Annotated in this window: 17 protein-coding genes; 13 read left to right on the plus strand and 4 right to left on the minus strand. The window is 58.4% G+C overall.

Translation table 11 applies throughout. The annotated features are described in order from the left end of the window. Window positions 1-157 precede the first annotated feature (157 nt). From livH to ACZRMH_RS08850, 8 genes are all read left to right on the plus strand, one after another. A complete protein-coding gene (livH, locus tag ACZRMH_RS08815; RefSeq protein WP_016779736.1) occupies window positions 158-1,081 on the plus strand; it encodes a high-affinity branched-chain amino acid ABC transporter permease LivH in 924 nt (307 codons plus the stop codon). Further along, entirely contained in the window at window positions 1,078-2,334 is a 1,257-nt protein-coding gene (locus tag ACZRMH_RS08820) for a high-affinity branched-chain amino acid ABC transporter permease LivM (protein WP_464013088.1), read from the plus strand. The genes livH and ACZRMH_RS08820 overlap by 4 nt, the downstream gene beginning before the upstream one ends. Then, the gene (gene livG, locus ACZRMH_RS08825; RefSeq protein WP_464013089.1) at window positions 2,331-3,098 is read left to right on the plus strand and encodes a high-affinity branched-chain amino acid ABC transporter ATP-binding protein LivG; all 768 of its coding nucleotides are present in this window, start codon (window positions 2,331-2,333) and stop codon (window positions 3,096-3,098) included. Before ACZRMH_RS08820 ends, livG begins: the two co-directional genes overlap by 4 nt. Before the next feature lies 1 nt (window position 3,099). Then, window positions 3,100-3,801 carry an ABC transporter ATP-binding protein gene (locus ACZRMH_RS08830; protein WP_464013090.1) on the plus strand — a complete coding sequence of 234 codons (702 nt, stop codon included), beginning with the start codon at window positions 3,100-3,102 and terminating at the stop codon, window positions 3,799-3,801. 193 nt (window positions 3,802-3,994) lie between these two features. Beyond that, a complete protein-coding gene (locus ACZRMH_RS08835) occupies window positions 3,995-4,297 on the plus strand; it encodes a BufA1 family periplasmic bufferin-type metallophore (RefSeq protein ID WP_464013091.1) in 303 nt (100 codons plus the stop codon). Window positions 4,298-4,319: 22 nt separating this feature from the next. Further along, window positions 4,320-5,198, plus strand: a complete 879-nt coding sequence (bufB, locus tag ACZRMH_RS08840; RefSeq protein ID WP_464013092.1) for an MNIO family bufferin maturase — start codon at window positions 4,320-4,322, stop codon at window positions 5,196-5,198. After that, window positions 5,195-5,977 carry an HvfC/BufC N-terminal domain-containing protein gene (locus ACZRMH_RS08845; RefSeq protein ID WP_464013093.1) on the plus strand — a complete coding sequence of 261 codons (783 nt, stop codon included), beginning with the start codon at window positions 5,195-5,197 and terminating at the stop codon, window positions 5,975-5,977. Before bufB ends, ACZRMH_RS08845 begins: the two co-directional genes overlap by 4 nt. Continuing rightward, on the plus strand, window positions 5,974-6,465 hold the full coding sequence (locus ACZRMH_RS08850; RefSeq protein WP_464013094.1) for a DoxX family protein: 492 nt from the start codon (window positions 5,974-5,976) through the stop codon (window positions 6,463-6,465). The genes ACZRMH_RS08845 and ACZRMH_RS08850 overlap by 4 nt, the downstream gene beginning before the upstream one ends. Here the strand turns inward: ACZRMH_RS08850 and ACZRMH_RS08855 are convergent. Then, window positions 6,462-7,370, minus strand: a complete 909-nt coding sequence (locus ACZRMH_RS08855) for a LysR family transcriptional regulator (RefSeq protein ID WP_464013095.1) — start codon at window positions 7,368-7,370, stop codon at window positions 6,462-6,464. The genes ACZRMH_RS08850 and ACZRMH_RS08855 overlap by 4 nt on opposite strands. Before the next feature lie 104 nt (window positions 7,371-7,474). Between ACZRMH_RS08855 and ACZRMH_RS08860 the strand changes: the two genes are divergently transcribed. From ACZRMH_RS08860 to ACZRMH_RS08870, 3 genes are all read left to right on the plus strand, one after another. Continuing rightward, on the plus strand, window positions 7,475-8,074 hold the full coding sequence (locus ACZRMH_RS08860) for a short chain dehydrogenase (RefSeq protein ID WP_464013096.1): 600 nt from the start codon (window positions 7,475-7,477) through the stop codon (window positions 8,072-8,074). A gap of 511 nt (window positions 8,075-8,585) precedes the next feature. Next, window positions 8,586-9,257 (plus strand): COG3650 family protein, encoded by a 672-nt coding sequence (locus ACZRMH_RS08865; protein ID WP_464013145.1) that lies wholly within the window; start codon window positions 8,586-8,588, stop codon window positions 9,255-9,257. 77 nt (window positions 9,258-9,334) lie between these two features. After that, a complete protein-coding gene (locus ACZRMH_RS08870) occupies window positions 9,335-10,945 on the plus strand; it encodes an NAD(P)/FAD-dependent oxidoreductase (RefSeq protein ID WP_464013097.1) in 1,611 nt (536 codons plus the stop codon). Window positions 10,946-11,074: 129 nt separating this feature from the next. Here the strand turns inward: ACZRMH_RS08870 and ACZRMH_RS08875 are convergent, their stop codons facing one another. After that, window positions 11,075-12,169, minus strand: a complete 1,095-nt coding sequence (locus ACZRMH_RS08875) for a PLP-dependent cysteine synthase family protein (RefSeq protein WP_464013098.1) — start codon at window positions 12,167-12,169, stop codon at window positions 11,075-11,077. A 226-nt stretch (window positions 12,170-12,395) separates the two neighbouring features. Between ACZRMH_RS08875 and nhaA the strand changes: the two genes are divergently transcribed. Together nhaA and ACZRMH_RS08885 are read left to right on the plus strand one after the other, a co-directional pair. Further along, window positions 12,396-13,574, plus strand: coding sequence for a Na+/H+ antiporter NhaA (nhaA, locus tag ACZRMH_RS08880; RefSeq protein ID WP_464013099.1), 1,179 nt, complete (start codon window positions 12,396-12,398; stop codon window positions 13,572-13,574). Between the two features lie 86 nt (window positions 13,575-13,660). Further along, the gene (locus tag ACZRMH_RS08885; RefSeq protein WP_464013100.1) at window positions 13,661-14,260 is read left to right on the plus strand and encodes a hypothetical protein; all 600 of its coding nucleotides are present in this window, start codon (window positions 13,661-13,663) and stop codon (window positions 14,258-14,260) included. A 76-nt stretch (window positions 14,261-14,336) separates the two neighbouring features. On the opposite strand, the gene ACZRMH_RS08890 is transcribed toward ACZRMH_RS08885, so the two are convergent. Together ACZRMH_RS08890 and pdxH are read right to left on the minus strand one after the other, a co-directional pair. Then, window positions 14,337-14,801, minus strand: a complete 465-nt coding sequence (locus tag ACZRMH_RS08890; RefSeq protein ID WP_083369803.1) for an outer membrane lipoprotein — start codon at window positions 14,799-14,801, stop codon at window positions 14,337-14,339. A gap of 192 nt (window positions 14,802-14,993) precedes the next feature. Further along, on the minus strand, window positions 14,994-15,641 hold the full coding sequence (gene pdxH / locus ACZRMH_RS08895; protein ID WP_464013101.1) for a pyridoxamine 5'-phosphate oxidase: 648 nt from the start codon (window positions 15,639-15,641) through the stop codon (window positions 14,994-14,996). Window position 15,642 lies beyond the last annotated feature (1 nt).

Consider the following 15,642-nt stretch of genomic DNA (forward strand, 5'->3'; position numbering starts at 1 on the left):
CGTGATCCGAAAACCTGCCCACCTGAAAATCTTTAAAACCGTCACCAGCGGTTCGCTGGCAGAAGACCCGTGCTCCAAGTGGGTGAAAACCCATACGGCCCGGGCCGGAAAATGACTCCACCAGTGAAATGCGTCTCAGGTTTTTAGGAGCTTTGTAATGCCTGACATCTATCACTTCTTCCAAATGCTGGTTAACGGCCTCAACGTTGGCAGCACTTATGCCCTGATCGCCATCGGCTATACGATGGTTTACGGCATTATTGGAATGATCAACTTCGCCCACGGCGAGGTGTACATGATTGGTTCCTATATTGCGTTTATCGCCATCGCCGGCCTGACCATGATGGGTCTGGACAGCGTGCCGCTACTGCTGACTGCCGCGTTTATTGCCAGCATCGTGGTCACCAGCGCCTACGGCTACAGCATCGAACGGGTTGCCTACCGTCCACTGCGCGGCAGTAACCGCTTGATCCCGCTGATCTCCGCGATCGGCATGTCGATCTTCCTGCAAAACACCGTGCTACTGGCACAGGACTCCAAAGACAAATCGATCCCCAACCTGATCCCCGGCGGCTTCACCTTTGGCCCTGGAGGCGCCAGCGAAGTAATCGTCTCCTACATGCAGATCGTGGTCTTCGTCGTCACCTTCCTGGCCATGCTCGGCCTGACCCTGTTCATCTCCCGTTCACGCATGGGCCGCGCCTGCCGCGCCTGCGCCGAAGACATGAAGATGGCCAACCTGCTGGGCATCAACACCAACAACGTGATTGCCCTGACCTTCGTGATCGGTGCCGCCCTGGCCGCCGTTGCGGCAGTGTTGATTAGCGTGCAATACGGTGTGATCAACCCCAACGCGGGTTTCCTGGTAGGCCTTAAAGCCTTCACCGCTGCGGTCTTGGGCGGCATTGGCAGTATTCCTGGGGCGATGCTCGGTGGCCTGGTCCTCGGTGTGGCTGAAGCCTTTGGCGCCGATATTTTTGGCGACCAGTACAAAGACGTAGTGGCTTTTGGCTTGCTGGTGCTGGTGCTGCTGTTCCGTCCGACCGGCATTCTGGGGCGTCCGGAGATTGAAAAAGTATGACTAGGAATCTTAAGTCGGCGCTTTTCAGCGCCCTGTTGGTCTGGGCCGTCGCCTACCCGGTACTCGGTCTGAAACTGACTATCGTCGGGATCAACATCGAAGTTCACAACACCAGCCCCTTGATCCTGAGTGTGATCGCGATCTGCTCCTTGCTGATGTTTGTGCGCGTGTTGTTCAACCAGCAACTGAGCACGGCCTGGAGAAACTCCCCCAGCCTGCCGAAAGTACCCACCAAGGCTACCAACTTCCTGACCTTGCCCAGCACTCAACGCTGGATCATTCTCGGTCTGGTCGTGGTGGCATTGATCTGGCCGTTCTATGGTTCTCGCGGTGCAGTGGACATCGCCACACTGATTCTGATCTACGTGATGCTCGGCCTGGGCCTGAACATCGTGGTCGGTCTGGCGGGCCTGCTTGACCTGGGTTATGTCGGGTTCTATGCAGTAGGTGCCTACACCTATGCCCTGCTCGCGCATTACTTCGGCCTGAGCTTCTGGATCTGCCTGCCATTGGCCGGATTGATGGCGGCCACCTTTGGCTTCCTGCTGGGCTTCCCGGTGTTGCGTTTGCGCGGTGACTACCTGGCCATCGTGACCCTGGGCTTCGGTGAAATCATCCGCCTGTTCCTGCGTAACCTGACCGATATCACCGGCGGGCCAAACGGTATCAGCAACATTCCGAAACCAACCCTGTTCGGCCTGAGCTTCGACAGGACAGCTGCAGAAGGCATGCAAACCTTTCACGAGTACTTTGGCATTGCCTACAACTCGATCAACAAGGTGATTTTCCTCTACCTGATCGCGTTGGTGCTGGTGCTGCTGGTGCTGTTCGTGATCAACCGCCTGCTGCGCATGCCGATCGGCCGTGCCTGGGAAGCGCTGCGTGAAGACGAAATTGCCTGCCGGGCCCTGGGCCTGAATCCGACCGTGATCAAGCTGTCTGCCTTCACCCTGGGTGCGACCTTTGCAGGTTTTGCCGGCAGCTTCTTTGCCGCACGTCAGGGCCTGGTAACGCCTGAGTCGTTCACCTTCCTTGAGTCGGCGATCATTCTGGCCATCGTGGTACTGGGCGGCATGGGCTCGCAACTGGGGGTCATCCTGGCGGCCGTGGTGATGATCCTGCTGCCGGAAATGATGCGTGAATTCAGCGAATACCGGATGTTGCTGTTCGGAGCCCTGATGGTGCTGATGATGATCTGGCGTCCACAAGGTCTGCTGCCAATGCAACGTCCTCACCTGGAGCTGCGAAAATGAGCCGCGAGATACTGAAAGTCAGCGGCCTGAGCATGCGCTTTGGCGGCTTGTTGGCGGTGAACGGCGTAGCCCTGACCGTCAAGGAAAAACAGGTGGTGTCGATGATCGGCCCTAACGGCGCCGGCAAGACCACCGTGTTCAACTGCCTGACCGGCTTCTACAAACCGTCGGCGGGCAGCATCGTGCTTGATGGCGAGTCGATTGAAGGCTTGCCGGGCCATGAAATTGCGCGCAAGGGCGTGGTCCGCACCTTCCAGAACGTGCGCCTGTTCAAGGACATGACGGCCGTTGAGAACCTGCTGATTGCCCAGCATCGTCACCTCAACACCAACTTCCTGTCCGGGCTGTTCAAAACCCCGTCGTTCCGTAAAAGCGAACGTGATGCCCTGGACTACGCCGCGTACTGGCTGGACAAGGTCAACCTGACCGAGTTCGCCAACCGCCCGGCGGGCACTCTGGCCTACGGCCAGCAACGGCGCCTGGAAATCGCTCGCTGCATGATGACGCGCCCGCGCATCCTCATGCTCGACGAACCGGCGGCGGGCCTGAACCCCAAGGAAACCGAAGACCTCAAGGCGCTGATCAGCGTGTTGCGCAATGAGCACAACGCCACCGTGCTGTTGATCGAGCACGACATGAAACTGGTCATGAGCATTTCCGACCATATCGTGGTGATCAACCAGGGCACGCCTTTGGCTGACGGGACGCCGGAACAGATCCGCGACAACCCTGAAGTGATCAAAGCCTATTTGGGGGAAGCGTAAAATGCTGCAATTCGAAAACGTTTCGACCTTTTACGGCAAGATCCAGGCCCTGCACAGCGTCAACGTCGAGGTACGCCAGGGCGAAATCGTCACCCTGATCGGCGCCAACGGTGCTGGCAAATCGACTCTGATGATGACCCTGTGCGGTTCACCGCAAGCCCACAGCGGCAGCATCCGTTACCTGGGCGAAGAGCTGGTGGGTTTGAGCTCGGCGCAGATCATGCGCAAAAGCATTGCCGTTGTACCTGAAGGGCGTCGGGTGTTTGCTCGTTTGACCGTCGAAGAGAACCTCGCCATGGGCGGATTCTTTACCGAGAAACAGGAATACGAAGAGCAAATGGACAAGGTTCTGCACCTGTTCCCACGCCTGAAGGAACGCTTCACCCAACGTGGTGGCACCATGTCTGGTGGCGAACAGCAAATGCTTGCCATTGGCCGTGCGCTGATGAGCAAGCCCAAGCTGTTGTTGCTTGATGAGCCGTCGCTGGGGTTGGCACCGATCATCATTCAGCAGATATTCGACATCATCGAACAACTGCGTAAAGAAGGTGTAACGGTGTTTCTGGTGGAGCAAAACGCCAACCAGGCGCTGAAAATTGCTGACCGTGCCTATGTGCTGGAAAACGGCCGGGTGGTGATGCAAGGCACTGGCGAGCAATTGCTCAACGATCCGAAAGTGCGTGACGCATACCTGGGCGGTTGATCCTGCCCGCGACACAAAACGGCCCTTCGGGGCCGTTTTTTATTGCACCATTTAACCCTGTACTCGCAGCCTCGTTCCTCGACAGCGACTACATATCAAAAAATAATTCAGTCGGGTTGTAACAACTCCCCCCCTCGACTATCTAGTGGGGTAAGCCGGCAGCAATCGCTACCGGGGTCTCTGGAGAGTCACCATGAACAGCAATACCACTCGCACCTTGTCAGCCGCCGCCCTTGCACTCGCTCTGGGTTCTGCACTGAGCATCGCTGCCCTGCCCGCCCAGGCTGCTGGCGATATGGAAAAGTGCTTCGGGGTTGCCATGAAGGGCCACAACGATTGCGCGGCAGGCGCGGGCACCACCTGTGCAGGCACGGCCAAAGTCGACCACCAGGCCAATGCCTGGAAACTGGTACCCAAAGGTACCTGCGAAAAAACTGCCAGCAGCACCTCGACCACCGGCTTTGGCCAACTCCAGGCGTTCACTGCCAAATCCTGATTCACCCAGCCGAGCGTTGATAATGCACAGCCCGCTTGCTTCGCTCATCGCGCCTCGTGCGCCCCAGCTCCCGCCACGTGCGGGGCTGGGGCTCAAGGCCGAGCACTTTATGGATGTACTCGAGGCCCGCCCTGATGTCGGGTTCTTTGAGGTGCATGCCGAAAACTACATGGTCGCCGGCGGCCCTTTCCATCACTATCTGGGCTTGATCCGCGAACATTACCCGCTGTCGATTCATGGCGTCGGCCTGTCGATTGGCGGCGAAAGCCCGCTCAATAGCCAACACTTGCGACGCCTGAGCACATTGCTCGACCGCTATCAGCCGCAGATGTTTTCAGAACACCTGGCGTGGTCCTCCCACGGGCCGTTTTTCCTCAATGACTTACTGCCTTTGCGCTATGACACTGCCACGCTGCAGCGCGTGTGCGCGCATATGGATCAGGTTCAGGATGTATTGCAGCGCCAGATACTGCTGGAAAACCCTGCCACCTATATCGAGTTTGATGAGGCCCATTTCGGTGAGGCCGACTTTATCCACGAAGTCATCACCCGCACCGGCTGTGGCCTTTTGCTGGATGTAAACAACGTGTATGTGTCCTGCATTAACCACGCCCGTGATCCCATTGCCTATATCGATACCCTGCCGCTAAAAGCCGTAGGGGAGATTCATCTGGCAGGTTTTGCTGAAGAAACAGACGGCCCTGGCCAGCGACTATTGATCGATAACCACGGCGCACCTGTCGATCAAGCCGTTTGGGCGCTGTACCAGCAAGTTCTGGATCGAATCGGCCCGATGGCCACGCTGATCGAGCGCGACAATCATCTCCCCCCTCTCACCGAACTGGTCCAGGAAGCCCGGCTCGCCGACCGCTACCTGTTCAACGCACAGGTGCAGCCATGAAACTGCAAGAAGCATTCAGCGCAGCATTGCTCAATCCAGGTGCCCCCACCCCGCCGGGTTTTATCTGCCATAACGGCGATATTGACCGCCGTTTCGCGGTCTATCGCAACAATGTACAAAGCGGGCTGATCAACGCACTGGCCACCAGCTATCCCGTTGTTGCGCAATTGGTCGGTGAGGCCTTTTTTCAGGCCATGGCGCAGATGTTTATTCAAAAATTCCCGCCCGACAGCCCTGTCATGAGCACCTATGGCAGCCAGTTCGCGGACTTTATCAAGGACTTTGCCCCCGCCAGAAGCGTGCCTTACCTGGCCGATGTCGCTCGCCTTGAGCGTTTGTGTGTACAGGCCTTTCACGCAGCAGACATATGCCCTGTAGACCACGACCTGCTGGTTCAGGCGCTCAACAGTCCCGAGGGGCTGGCCCAATTGCACCTGCAACTGCACCCTGGCGTTGCATCCCTGCATTCGCCCTATGCCATAGCCGCCTTATGGACAGCCCACCAAAGCCAAGGACAGATACAGGGACTGGACCCGCGCCAGCCACAAAGCACCTTGGTATTGCGCAACGGATTGCGTGTGGAGGTTTTCGCGGTGAGCTCGGGTTGCGCGGTGCTTGTACGCCTGCTCAAAGCTGACAATGCCCTGGGGTTGGCCGCGGCCCATGCCCTGGAAGCCGACAATGATTTCGACCTGGGCCAGGCCCTGGCGCTGTTGATTACTCATAACGCCATCACCGGTTTACAGCCCGCCCACAAGGCTTACGAGGCTTCGCCATGAACACACACACTAACCATTCATGCCTGATTCAGCGCTCGATCGGGCTGATGCAACGCATTCCCCACACACTGATAGCTTTAATCGCACGCTTCTCCATCGCCGCAGTGTTCTGGAAATCAGGCCAGACCAAGGTTGAAGGTTTGGCAATCGACCTGGTTAACGGCACTTTTCAACTCGGCATACCGCATTTATCTGACTCTGCGCTGTACTTGTTCAGTACGGAATACAAGGTTCCACTGCTTTCCCCTGAGGTGGCCGCTCATGCTGCGGCCTTCAGCGAGCACTTTTTCCCGGTGCTGATCCTGCTGGGCTTTGCCACACGCTTCTCGGCGCTGGCACTGCTGGGCATGACCCTGACCATTCAGTTGTTCGTATACCCCGATGCTTACCCCACTCACGGCACCTGGATCGCGATTCTGTTGTATCTGATGGCCAGAGGCCCGGGGGCGCTGTCGATTGATCATCTGATCGCTCGGCGCTTTGGTTAAAGCTGGGAAATGGCCTCACCACTACGCTGGAACCAGCCCACCAGATAATCAGCCAATACCTGCGTGCGCTTGGGCAAACCGCCTTGATAAGGGTGAACCAGATACATCGGGTTACTGCGGGTTTGATAGTCACGCAGCAACCCGCGCAAGCGCCCGTCAGCCAGCTCAGTGCTGAGCATGTATGACGGCAAGCGGGCGATGCCGGCACCGATCACGGCGGCCTTTTTCAGCAGGCTGTAGTGATTGCTGGCAAACGGCCCAGAAACTCGCACCCGGTGCAGTTCATGCTGGCGGTGGTACTGCCACTCCTCACGTCCGCTGTAGTGACTGTTAAGCAGGCAGCGATGCTCGACCAACTGTTGCGGCGTATCCGGCTCACCGTATTGCTCAAGATAGGCCGGGCTGGCGCAGGTGATCTCATGCCAGTTGAGCACCAGCTTGGCCACCAGTCGCTCATGGCTGGCAACCTGAGATCGTATTGCCAGGTCAAAGCCCTCCCGCGCCATATCGCGATAGCTGTTATTGAGCTCCAGCTCGATCTGCACCTGCGGGTATTCGCGGGAAAACTCCAGCAACAGCGAATCAAAGAAGGTTTCGCCCAAGGATACGGGTACGGTCATACGAACCGGGCCTGCAATATCGTCCTTTAGCCGCGCCAATGCCTGACGCGCCCGCTCCACTTGCACCACCAGTGCCTGAGCTTGTGGCAGTAGCGCCGCGCCAGCCGCCGTAAGGCTCAAGCGCCGGGTGGTGCGATGCAGCAACACCACGGAAAACTGCGCCTCCAGCTGGCTGATGCGCTTGGACAGCTGGCCCTTGCTGCAGCCCAGTTGCTGGGCGGCCAAGGTAAAACTGCCTGCGTCGATCAAGACCGCGAACGCCGCCAGATCATCCATTTCGCTCATGGATTGTTTCCATATGAAAACCAAAGGTTGCCCATTAGTGCGCTTATCGCGGTAAAAAACCACTACTAGACTGAGCACTCACCTCATCCACAAAGGCACACAACATGAAAATCCTGTTGATCGGCGCTAACGGCACCATTGGTTCAGCCATTGATCGCGAACTGTCACCACGCCATGAGATCGTGCGTATTGGCCGCAAAAGCGGCGATTTCCAGGTCGATATCAGCGACAGTGCATCGATTCGCAAACTGTTCGAACAGACTGGACGCTTCGACGCTTTGATCTGCGCGGCGGGCAACGTCAAGTTCGTGGCACTGGCTGAAATGAGCGAAAGCGACTTCGCCCTGGGTTTGCAGGACAAGTTGATGGGGCAGGTCAATTTGCTGCTGATCGGCCGCGAGTTTGCCAACGATGGTGCTTCGTTTACCTTTACCAGCGGCGTTATCAACCGCGAGCCGATCCGTACCGGCAGCTCGGCGGCCCTGGTCAATGCGGCACTTGACGGTTTTGTAAAAGCAGCCGCGATTGAATTGCCACGGGGCCTGCGGGTCAACTCAGTGAGCCCTACGGTGCTGGAAGAGGCGATGGGTAAATATGCCCCGTACTTTCGCGGCTTCAAGCCCGTAGCGGGCGCCGATGTGGCCCTGGCCTACGCCAAAAGCGTAGAAGGCCTGCAAACGGGCCAGACCTACAACGTCGGCTGACCCGCCCCCCAATTTTTTAGTCCCTGAAATCAATGTGGGAGCGGGCTTGCTAGCGATGGCATCAGCGCGTTTTACCCGACCAACCGCAGCGCCTGCATCGCGGGCAAGCCCGGCTCCCACAGGTTTTGCGTCGCACACAGAATCCAAACCTTGCAGTGGAATGTGTGGGAGCGAGCCTGCTCGCGATGGTATCAGCGCGGTTTGGCTGACCATCCGCAGCGCCTGGATCGCGGGCAAGCCCGGCTCCCACAGATTTTGCGTCGCACACAGAATCCAAACCTTACAGTGGAGAGTGTGGGAGCGAGCCTGCTCGCGATGGTATCCGCGCGGTTTACCCGACCAACCGCAGCGCCTGCATCGCGGGCAAGCCCGGCTCCCACAGGTTTGGCGTCGCACACAGAATCCAAACCTTGCAGTGGAGAGTGTGGGAGCAGCAGTTGCCATCCACTCTCCCCCTTGTGATGCACCGCGTGCCTGAGTAACGTGGCGGCTCTAGTCAGGAGTCCCCATGATGCGTGCTGTTCGTCCCTTGGTTTTGTTCGCCCTGCTGCCCGTGTTCGCGGGTTGCCAACTGCTCAACAGCAAACCTGCAGACACCACTGCAGGCCTGTCCCGTCTGCAAGGCGAGCTGGTTTCGTCCAACGACCAACTGGTGTTCCAACCCTGTGTTGGCCAACAGCGCTATGTTGTGCGCGACAGCGCCGACACCACCCTGGTGCAGGACGCGACCTATATGCCCAACAAACCGGGCAAGCTGTTTGCCGATATCCGCGGCCGCTTTGTCGCCAGCAAAACACCCGGCGCAGACGGTGAAGTCGAGTTGCAGCAGCTCTACCGCCTGGAGCGCAGCAACAGTGCCTGCCAGGATCCCAATTTCAAGCAACTGACCGTACACGCCAACGGCAACGGCCCTGCCTGGGAAGTACAGGCCGGTGGCAAGGGCATGGTGCTCAAGCGCGAAGGCCAGCCAGACCTGGCTCTGCCTTATGTTGAAGAACAGGTCGGCGATGGCCGTTTCTCCCTGTCCACCGAAGCCGACAACCAGCGCATCGAGCTGTGGGTGGCCCCACAACGTTGCACCGACAGTGCCAATGGCAGCGTGCAGCATTTGGCTGCCGAATTGCGGATTAACGGTCAGGTCCAGCGCGGCTGCGGTTATTTCGGCGGCGCACGTAACGACTAGCCGACAACTAAACGCCGAAGCAGCTTATAATCGCCGGCTGCCAGATTTTACCTGGCCCCCCGATACTGGACACTGTCATGTTACGAATCACCGAACTCAAGCTGCCGATCGACCATCCTGAAGAAGACCTGCGCCCTGCCATCCTGCAGCGCCTGGGTATCAGCAGTGATGACCTGCTCGATTTCACCTTGTTCAAGCGCAGCTACGATGCGCGTAAAAAATCGTCCGAACTGTGCTTTATCTACACCATCGATCTGAGCGTGCGCGATGAAGCACCACTGCTGCTCAAGTTCGCGGACGACCGTAACGTCAATCCAGCGCCGGACGTCAGCTACAAGGTTGTCGGCCAGGCACCCCAGGATCTGGGCGAGCGCCCGATTGTGGTCGGTTTTGGCCCCTGCGGTATTTTCGCCGGGCTGCTGCTGGCACAAATGGGCTTCAAGCCGATCATTCTTGAGCGCGGCACCGAAGTGCGCCAGCGCACCAAGGACACTTGGGGCCTGTGGCGTAAAAATGTGCTCAACCCAGAGTCCAACGTACAGTTTGGCGAAGGCGGTGCAGGCACGTTCTCGGATGGCAAGCTCTACAGCCAGATCAAGGACCCGAAACACCACGGCCGCAAGGTGCTGCACGAGTTTGTCAAAGCCGGTGCACCGGACGAGATCCTTTACGTCAGCAAGCCGCATATCGGTACGTTCCGACTGACCGGTGTGGTCGAAAACATGCGCGAACAGATCATCGCGCTGGGCGGCGAAGTCCGCTTCCAGCAACGCGTGACTGATGTGCTGATCGACAACGGTCAACTGACCGGTGTGGTGCTTAACGATGGCGAGCAAATCAACTCCCGTCACGTGATCATGGCTCTGGGCCATAGCGCCCGCGACACCTTCCGTATGCTCCACGATCGTGGCGTGTATATGGAGGCCAAGCCGTTCTCGGTCGGCTTCCGTATTGAACACCCGCAATCGCTGATCGACAGCGCTCGCCTGGGCAAGTACGCCGGTCACCCGAAACTGGGCGCCGCCGATTACAAACTGGTGCACCACGCCAAAAACGGCCGTTCGGTGTACAGCTTCTGCATGTGCCCTGGCGGCACCGTGGTTGCTGCTACCAGCGAACCGGGCCGCGTTGTCACCAACGGTATGAGCCAATACTCGCGTAACGAGCGCAATGCCAACTCCGGCATCGTGGTCGGGATCACCCCGGAAGACTACCCGGGCGGCCCACTGGCCGGTATCGAGTTGCAAGAACGCCTGGAAGCCCACGCCTATGTATTGGGTGGCAGCAATTACGAAGCACCGGCGCAACTGGTTGGCGACTTTATTGCGGGCAAACCGTCCACGGCCCTGGGCAGCGTTGAACCGTCCTATAAGCCGGGCGTGTCTTTGGGTGATTTGGCCCTGGCCTTGCCGGACTTCGCCATTGAAGCCATCCGTGAAGCCTTGCCGGCGTTCGAGAAGCAGATCAAGGGTTTCTCGATGCATGACGCAATCCTCACCGGTATTGAAACCCGTACTTCGTCGCCGCTGCGCATGACCCGTGATGCGTCGATGCAGAGCCTTAACGTCAAGGGCCTGTTCCCGGCGGGTGAAGGCGCAGGTTACGCAGGCGGGATTCTGTCGGCGGGTGTCGACGGTATCCGCATTGCCGAAGCTGTGGCGCGCGACATTCTGGGTATCGAAGCGTAAGGCTTAAGTACACATCCCCTGATGTGACAGTGAAATTGTGGGAGCGGGCTTGCTCGCGATTGCATCACTGCGGTATTACTGACAGACCGCAGCGCTTGCATCGCGAGCAAGCCCGCTCCCACAAAAGCCTTAAATCCCCGCCCGCAAAACCCCTTGCGGCAATGCCGCGCCCTGCTCCACGCAGGCTTTGACCGCAGCAATCAGGCCTTCCAGCTTATAGCCCTGGGCCTTGAGCCACTGCGCATCATAGTAGGTAGTGGCATAACGTTCGCCGCCATCACACAAAATCGCCACGATCGATCCACTCTCGCCCTCTGCAACCATTTGTTGTGCCGCAATCAACGCCCCGATCAAATTGGTCCCGCTCGAACCGCCCACCCGGCGCCCCATACGCTGCGCCAGGTAATGCATGGCTGCCAGTGACAGTTCGTCCGGCACCTTGACCATCGCGTCGATCACTTTCGGCAAAAACGAGGCTTCCACCCTCGGTCGGCCAATGCCTTCAATGCGCGAGCCGCAGTCCAGACGCAAATCGGCGTCCCCGGTCAGGTAATAGTCGAAGAACACCGATCGCTCGGCATCCGCACACAGCACCCGGGTGTGGTGCTGTCGATAGCGCACATAGCGCCCCAGGGTCGCGGTTGTGCCGCCCGTGCCCGGGCTGGAAATCAGCCAGCTTGGCTCCGGGTGTCGCTCAAAGCGCAGTTGCTGAAAAATCGACTCGGCAATGTTGTTGTTTGCCCGCCAGTCCGTGGCCCGTTCGGCATAGGTGAACTGGTCCATAAAATGACCGCCGGTTTCCCGGGCGAGGCGCTCGGACTCGGCGTGGATCTGTGTCGGGTCGTCCACCAGGTGGCTTTGTCCACCATAAAAGGCGATCTGCTCGATCTTGGCAGGTGAAGTGCTGGCGGGCATCACGGCAATAAAGGGCAAGCCCAGCAGCCGGGCAAAATAAGCTTCTGACACCGCCGTCGAGCCACTGGATGCTTCGATTACCGGCGAACCTGCCTTTAGCCAGCCATTACACAGGGCGTACAAAAACAGCGAGCGTGCCAGCCGATGCTTGAGGCTGCCCGTGGGGTGACTGGACTCGTCCTTGAAGTACAACTCGATACCCGGCAAACCCGGCAGCGACACAGGAATCAGATGGGTATCTGCGCAACGCTGAAAATCCGCTTCGATCGTGCGGATGGCTTCGCGGGCCCACTGGCGGTCTTGGTTCATGGAGGTCGCTCGTCATGGAGTGCGGAATAAAGAGAGCAATCCTAAGACATTTCCTACAGCCACCACAGACACAAAATAGACTCAATTTGACACACAACTGCTAGGCTCTTTGGCAATACGTGATCGTGCCACTGCTTATAACAAAAAAGAATATAGTTTTTGTTTTAACCACTAACTCCACGGGTTAGGGTGTCGCACCTTATTACTTGATTGATGGAGAGCGACCTTGCCTCTGCGTAGTACTTTCACTCGTTTCTTTCAGTTGGAAGCTGCCAGCGGTCTGCTGTTGATTGCCGCGGCCGCTCTGGCTCTGATCGTCAATAACTCACCGTTGTCCCATTACTACACGGCCTTTCTGGACGTGCCGGTAGCGGTACAAATCGGCGCCTTGCAAATTGCCAAGCCTTCGCTGTTGTGGATCAACGATGGCCTGATGGCCCTGTTCTTCCTGTTGATCGGCCTGGAGGTCAAACGCGAATTGCTCGAAGGCCAGCTGTCCAAGCCTTCGCAAGTGGTGCTGCCCGGTGCTGCTGCCATCGGTGGCATGGTCGTACCGGCGCTGATCTACTGGTACATCAACAAGGATTACCCGGATGCACTGGACGGCTGGGCCATCCCTATGGCCACCGACATCGCCTTCGCCCTCGGCGTACTGGCCTTGCTCGGCAAGCGCGTGCCGGTGTCCCTCAAGCTGTTTCTGATGACTCTGGCAATCATTGACGACCTGGGGGCAATCATTGTGATTGCGGTGTTCTACTCCAGCGAACTGTCCGGTGTCTCACTGATGCTGGCGGCGGCGTGCCTGATCGCCCTGATCGCGATGAATCGCCTGGGTGTGATCAAGGTCGCGCCTTATATGATCATCGGCCTGATCCTCTGGGTATGCGTGCTTAAAAGCGGCGTGCACGCCACGCTAGCGGGTGTAACGCTGGCGTTCTGTATCCCGCTGCGGACCAAAAACTCCGAGACTTCGCCGCTTCTGACCATCGAGCACGCCCTGCACCCCTGGGTGGCTTACGCAATCCTGCCATTGTTTGCATTCGCCAATGCGGGCGTATCGCTGTCGGGTGTCACCCTGCACAGTTTCGTCAGCCATGTGCCTATGGGCATTGCCGCAGGCTTGCTGATCGGCAAGACCGTGGGCGTGTTCGGCCTTACCTGGATCGCCATCAAAACCGGCATGGCAGCCCTGCCAGCAGGGGCCAACTGGGGCCAAGTATTTGGCGTGGCCATTCTGTGCGGCATCGGTTTCACCATGAGCCTGTTTGTCGGTTCGCTGGCGTTTGTCGCCGGCAGTGACTATGTGGGCATGGACCGCATGGGCATCCTGACCGGTTCGATCCTCGCAGCATTGATCGGCTATGGCGTTACGCTGTTCTTCAGCCGCAAACAAGTCGTGGCGTGAGCCTGCTTTAAAAGCAGGCGTTGGCTGGCACACAACAAAGGCAACGCAGGTGATCTGCGTTGCCTTTGTCGCTAAAAGAGGGAACCGTGGTCGATAAAATGCAGATTGTGCAATACGCAGGCATCACTGTGATGTTCCCGGCAGCCTTGGTTATTGCAGCCTGGTTATGGATTGCCGCGTCCAGGAGCGTCGCTTTTTTATGGTTGGGCGTGCTGGTGTCTGCCTACCTTGTAGTGGGCGCCAGCAAAATACTGTTCAAGGGCTGGGGCATTGGCCTGCATGATCTGGGCATTGCCGTGTTCAGCGGCCACGCCATGAATGCGTGCCTGGTCTTCACCGTGATGCTCAACCTGCTGTGCCAACAGCTCGATCAACGCTTGCGCTGGCCTGCTCTCGGGGCCGGATTGCTGGCGACTTGGTGGTTTGCCATCAATTACGTTGCCCACACCATCCACCCGTTGCCGGAAGCCATTGCCGGGGCATTGATAGGTTCGGTCGCTGCCTGCGTGTTTGTATTCAGCCTGAAGCCCTACAACATCAGCAAAGTCCCGCGCCCCGCTCTGGGTTTGGGGCTAGCCGTGGTGCTGGCGTTCAGTTGCATGCCCAAATACACGGCAGAACGCTTGCTGGACCATATTGCCATAACCCTGTCGGGGGCCGACCAGGCGTTCAGGCATTCGTCCTGAGGCGCTGGCAACCAGACATAAAAAACCCCGGCCAGTTCGCACTGGCCGGGGTTTTGTTTTAGCGCTGTTGCCCGTTTTACTGGGTAACGCGGCTGGTGCCGTCAACCGTCATGATGCGCACGCGCTCGCCGGTACGGAACACCTGGTTAGGCTCAACCTGCTGCACGTAGGCACGGGTGCTGCCGTCGTCTTCACGTACGGTGATTTCCACACCCTGGGTCTTGGTCAGGCCCGACTCGGCGGCCGAACCCAGCAGGCCACCGGCTACTGCGCCGATAACCGCTGTTACGATGCTGCCACGGCCGCCACCGATGGCGCTGCCGCCAACGCCGCCGATGACCGCACCGGTCGCAGCGCCGATTGGAGTCTTGGTGCCTTCGATCTGTACCGGGCGCAGGGCAACGATGGTGCCCATACGTACGGTCTGCACACGACGGGCTTCGTCACGCGAGTAGCTGTCGCCGGTCAGGTTGGAGGTGCAGCCGCCCAACAACACAGTCATGGTAGAAAAAGCAGCAACCAACAGTACGGACTTACGCATAGGATCAACTCCAAAATATCAGGGATTCATTAAACTCCGCAGATGCTGACCTGTCACGGTACAGCGCGGATAAAAGGGCTTTATTCAGCATCTGTACAGTAAAAACAAGGCTGACTGCCATTTCGAAACTAGCGCAAAGAGTAGCGCGTAATTGCCATTTTGCATTACGCGCCATCATCGCAAACCACGTGCTTATGGCGCCAGGCGCTCACGAACCCATGCAGAACCGTCACGTCGATAGTTAAGCCGGTCGTGCAGGCGGCTTGGCCGCCCCTGCCAGAACTCGATGCGCCGAGGCACCAGTCGGTACCCGCCCCAATGCTCGGGGCAATGGGGCTGGCTGTCACTGAAGCGCGCCTCGGTGGCCTTGAGCAACTCGACCAACTCATCGCGATCAGCTATCACCTGGCTCTGCGGCGAGGCCCAGGCACCGATCCGGCTACCCAATGGGCGAACCTGATAATAAGCATCGGACTCCTGCGCCGTGACCTTGACCACCTCCCCTTCGATACGTACCTGGCGCTCCAGGGTTGGCCAGAAAAAGGTCATGGCAGCAAAGGGCCGCTCGCTCAGTTGCTGGCCCTTGGCACTGGTGTAGTTGGTGAAGAAGGTAAAACCCTGTTCATCCAGGCCTTTGAGCAGGAGCACCCGGCAATGCGGGCACCCTTCAGCATCAACTGTGGCCAGGGTCATGGCGTTGGCCTCGACCGGTGGCTGCTCGGTCTTGACCGCGTCGCTGAACCATTGATGAAACAACGCGAAAGGCTCGGCCGGGGCCTGAGCCTCGGTCAGCCCGTCACGGGTGTAGTCACGTCGCATATCTGCCAGCGCTTGAGTCATG

This window comes from Pseudomonas sp. B414, assembly GCF_055408445.1.

Excerpts from the sequence above, each read along its gene's own strand:
- livH (WP_016779736.1), top strand. The coding sequence starts at position 158 with ATGCCTGACATCTATCACTTCTTCCAAATGCTGGTTAACGGCCTCAAC.
- ACZRMH_RS08820 (WP_464013088.1), top strand. The coding sequence starts at position 1,078 with ATGACTAGGAATCTTAAGTCGGCGCTTTTCAGCGCCCTGTTGGTCTGG.
- livG (WP_464013089.1), top strand. The coding sequence starts at position 2,331 with ATGAGCCGCGAGATACTGAAAGTCAGCGGCCTGAGCATGCGCTTTGGC.
- ACZRMH_RS08830 (WP_464013090.1), top strand. The coding sequence starts at position 3,100 with ATGCTGCAATTCGAAAACGTTTCGACCTTTTACGGCAAGATCCAGGCC.
- ACZRMH_RS08835 (WP_464013091.1), top strand. The coding sequence starts at position 3,995 with ATGAACAGCAATACCACTCGCACCTTGTCAGCCGCCGCCCTTGCACTC.
- bufB (WP_464013092.1), top strand. The coding sequence starts at position 4,320 with ATGCACAGCCCGCTTGCTTCGCTCATCGCGCCTCGTGCGCCCCAGCTC.
- ACZRMH_RS08845 (WP_464013093.1), top strand. The coding sequence starts at position 5,195 with ATGAAACTGCAAGAAGCATTCAGCGCAGCATTGCTCAATCCAGGTGCC.
- ACZRMH_RS08850 (WP_464013094.1), top strand. The coding sequence starts at position 5,974 with ATGAACACACACACTAACCATTCATGCCTGATTCAGCGCTCGATCGGG.
- ACZRMH_RS08855 (WP_464013095.1), bottom strand. The coding sequence starts at position 7,370 with ATGAGCGAAATGGATGATCTGGCGGCGTTCGCGGTCTTGATCGACGCA.
- ACZRMH_RS08860 (WP_464013096.1), top strand. The coding sequence starts at position 7,475 with ATGAAAATCCTGTTGATCGGCGCTAACGGCACCATTGGTTCAGCCATT.
- ACZRMH_RS08865 (WP_464013145.1), top strand. The coding sequence starts at position 8,586 with ATGCGTGCTGTTCGTCCCTTGGTTTTGTTCGCCCTGCTGCCCGTGTTC.
- ACZRMH_RS08870 (WP_464013097.1), top strand. The coding sequence starts at position 9,335 with ATGTTACGAATCACCGAACTCAAGCTGCCGATCGACCATCCTGAAGAA.
- ACZRMH_RS08875 (WP_464013098.1), bottom strand. The coding sequence starts at position 12,169 with ATGAACCAAGACCGCCAGTGGGCCCGCGAAGCCATCCGCACGATCGAA.
- ACZRMH_RS08890 (WP_083369803.1), bottom strand. The coding sequence starts at position 14,801 with ATGCGTAAGTCCGTACTGTTGGTTGCTGCTTTTTCTACCATGACTGTG.
- pdxH (WP_464013101.1), bottom strand. The coding sequence starts at position 15,641 with ATGACTCAAGCGCTGGCAGATATGCGACGTGACTACACCCGTGACGGG.